The sequence below is a fragment of the Streptomyces neyagawaensis genome (assembly GCF_023516595.1).
Classification (GTDB): Bacteria; Actinomycetota; Actinomycetes; order Streptomycetales; family Streptomycetaceae; genus Streptomyces; species Streptomyces neyagawaensis.
In genome coordinates this window covers 1-3297 of the sequence record NZ_JAMGBG010000038.1, presented here as the reverse complement: position 1 = coordinate 3297, position 3297 = coordinate 1, and the positions used below count along the sequence as shown (strand labels likewise).

Here is a 3297-nt window from a genome sequence, read left to right as displayed (position 1 = left end):
CGCACGGGCGACCTACCGCGATCTCGCCGCCCAGGTGGGGGTCGCGCCGTCGACGTGTCTGGACCGGGTGACCCGGCTGCGTCGCTCCGGAGTGATCCTCGGTCATCAGCTACGCCTCGATCCGGCCAAGCTCGGGCGGGGGCTGGAGGCGCTGCTGTCGGTTCAGGTCAGGCCGCACCGGCGGGAGCTGGTGGGGCCGTTCGTGGAGCGGATACGGGCGCTGCCCGAGTCGCGGACCGTGTACCACCTGACCGGACCGGACGACTATCTGGTGCATGTCGCCGTCGCGGACATGGCGGATCTGCAGCGGCTGGTCCTCGACGAGTTCACGTCGCAGCGGGAAGTGGCGCGCGTGGAGACCAGGTTGATCTTCCAGCAGTGGGAGTGCGGGCCGCTGCTCCCGCCGGACGCCGAACGGCCCGCCTGAACGACACGGGTACTGCGGCCCTGAGCGCGGCCCGGGTACTGCCCCCTGAGCGGCCCGGGTGCCGTGGCCCCGAGCGGTACGGGGTACTGCGCCCTGAGCGGAATCCGGCCGCCGTAAGGCTCAACACCCGGTCAGGCAGCTGACGGAGGCCGGTCGCCGTACCAAGATTGTCCGCATGTCTGACACCAAGAGCCCTCTGCCCCGCGAGGTCGCCGACTCGTATGTCGACGACCTGATCGCCCTCGACCCGCTGACCGGTACCTACCTCGGCGTGAAGGAGAGTTCGAGCAGGCTGCCGGACACCTCGCCCGCCGGACTGGAGGCCCGTGCGGAACTGATCCGGACAACGCTGGCCAGGCTCGACGAGGCGGAGCGGCGCCCGGGCGCGGACAGCGACATCGAACGCCGGTGCGCGCGCCTGCTGCGCGAGCGCCTCACCGCCGAACTCGCCGTGCACGAGGCGGACGAGCATCTGCGCGCGGTCGGCAACATGGCGACGCCCCCGCACGAGGTGCGTGAGGTCTTCACCATCACCCCGGCGGAGACCGAGGAGGACTGGGCGGCGATCGCGGAGCGGCTGCGCGCGGTGCCGACGGCGTACGCCGGATACCGCGAGTCGCTCGCCCTCGGCCTGGACCGCAAGCTGTACGCGGCGCCGCGGCCGACCGAGACCTTCATCGGGCAGCTCACCGAGTGGGCGGACACGGACGGCGAGGGTCGCGGCTGGTTCGAGGGCTTCGCGTCGGAGGGCCCGGAGTCCCTGCGCGCCGAGCTGGACGAGGCGGCCCGCGGGGCGACGCGCGCCGTGGCCGAGCTGCGCGACTGGATGCGCGACGTGTACGCCCCGGCGATCGAGGGCGCCCCGAACACGGTGGGCCGCGAGCGGTACGCCCGGCTGGCCCGCTACTTCACGGGGGCGGACCTCGACCTCGACGAGGCGTACGCGTACGGCTGGTCGGAGTTCCACCGGCTGCTCGGCGAGATGAGGCAGGAGGCCGAGAAGATCCTTCCGGGCGCCGAGACGCCATGGGTGGCGCTGGCGCACCTGGACGAGCACGGCCGGCACATCGAGGGCGTCGACGAGGTCCGCGCATGGCTCCAGTCGCTGATGGACGGCGCGATCGAGGCCCTCGACGGCACCCACTTCGACCTGGCGGAGCCGGTGCGGAAGGTCGAGTCGTGCATCGCCCCGCCCGGCGGTGCGGCCGCCCCGTACTACTCGGCGCCGAGCGAGGACTTCTCCCGCCCGGGCCGCACCTGGCTGCCGACGATGGGAGCGACCCGCTTCCCGGTGTACGACCTGGTGTCCACCTGGTACCACGAGGGTGTCCCCGGCCATCACCTCCAGCTGGCGCAGTGGGTGTACGTCAAGGACGATCTCTCCCGCTACCAGGCGACCATCGGCGGGGTCAGCGCCAACGCCGAGGGCTGGGCACTGTACGCGGAGCGGCTCATGGACGAGCTGGGCTTCCTCAAGGACGCGGAGGAGCGGCTCGGTTATCTCGACGCGCAGATGATGCGCGCCACCCGGGTCATCGTCGACATCGGTATGCACCTGGAGCTGGAGATCCCGGCGGACTCCCCCTTCCACCCGGGGGAGCAGTGGACCCCCGAGCTGGCCGAGGAGTTCTTCGGCTCCCACAGCAGCCGCCCGGCGGACTTCGTGGAGAGCGAGCTGACGCGCTATCTGACCATCCCCGGGCAGGCCATCGGCTACAAGCTCGGTGAGCGGGCCTGGCTGCTCGGCCGCGAGAAGGCCCGGCAGCGCCGCGGCGACGCGTTCGACGCCAAGGCCTGGCACATGGCCGCCCTCTCCCAGGGCTCCCTGGGCCTGGACGACCTGGTGGACGAACTCTCCCAGCTGTGACCCGAGCGCGCCGGGCCCATCCGACCACCGCACCACCGGGCCCGGCCGCCACCCCGACCTCCGCCCCCGGCCGCCGACCTCGAACTCCGACCCCGCCCCCGACCGCTGGCTCTGACTCCCGACCGACCCGGATCAGCCCGCCGACGGTCCGACCCGCACCAGACGGAGCCCCGCCCACGGCCCCCTCGGGACGTAAGCGGCACTGACTCCGTACCGTCCGGGCGCCAACTCCACCCGCACATGGTCGGTCGCTGTGGCGGCGCGCCCGGGGCGGGCCGCGTCGAAGAGGACGAGCGGTCCCGGCACGCGCCACTCAAGGGCGGGCTCCCACACGGCGTCGCCGAGGACGGCGGGCACCTCGGCCAGGAGCCGCGCCTCGGAGCCGGCCGCGTACCGGCGGACGAAGAGGCCGTGCTCGGGCAGGTACGCGGTGGCGGCCGGTTCGTCGCCCAGTACCAGGGCGCGGGTGTCGCCGACGGGCAGCAGCCCGGCATGGCCGGGGACCTCGCAGGCGCGGTCGTAGTCGGAGGACGTCTCGTCGCCGTCGGCGCCCGCCCAGAACGGCAGGACCGCTTCCGGCACCGCTATGAGCGGGCCGGCTGCCGACTCCACCCACCGCACCACACCTGGAACCACCACATCCGCACAACGAGCCATGCCCCGAAGTTACACGCCCGCCCGCACGCTCAACTCACCGGGTGGACAGGCTTCTTGACGCAGAGTCAGTAGCGATTCGGTCAGCAGCCGCAGTCCTCGGCGTCCGCCGGCGCGGTCAGCGGGTCGGCCGCGCGCCGCTCGGTGCCCTCCCAGGTCTCGTACGCGAAGCCCTCGCGGGCCCAGTACTCGAAGCCGCCGAGCATCTCCTTGACCTGGAAGCCGAGTTCGGCGAGGGCGAGGGCGGCACGGGTCGCGCCGTTGCAGCCGGGGCCCCAGCAGTAGGTGACGACCGGCACGGACCTGTCGAGGAGCTGCTCGGCCTGCTCGGGGATGAGGGCGGTGGGCA

General features: G+C 72.8%; 4 protein-coding genes. 2 read left to right on the top strand and 2 right to left on the bottom strand.

The genetic code is table 11. The features are described 5' to 3' along the window. Positions 1–427 (top strand): Lrp/AsnC family transcriptional regulator (locus M8J73_RS17945; RefSeq protein ID WP_249828793.1); only part of this gene is annotated, 427 nt, incomplete at its 5' end. A gap of 175 nt (positions 428–602) precedes the next feature. Then, entirely contained in the window at positions 603–2294 is a 1692-nt protein-coding gene (locus tag M8J73_RS17940) for a DUF885 domain-containing protein (protein WP_249828792.1), read from the top strand. 132 nt (positions 2295–2426) lie between these two features. Here the strand turns inward: M8J73_RS17940 and M8J73_RS17935 are convergent, their stop codons facing one another. Together M8J73_RS17935 and M8J73_RS17930 are read right to left on the bottom strand one after the other, a co-directional pair. Continuing rightward, entirely contained in the window at positions 2427–2951 is a 525-nt protein-coding gene (locus tag M8J73_RS17935) for an Imm21 family immunity protein (RefSeq protein WP_055537973.1), read from the bottom strand. An 80-nt stretch (positions 2952–3031) separates the two neighbouring features. Next, positions 3032–3297 (bottom strand): rhodanese-like domain-containing protein (locus M8J73_RS17930; RefSeq protein ID WP_249828791.1); only part of this gene is annotated, 266 nt, incomplete at its 5' end.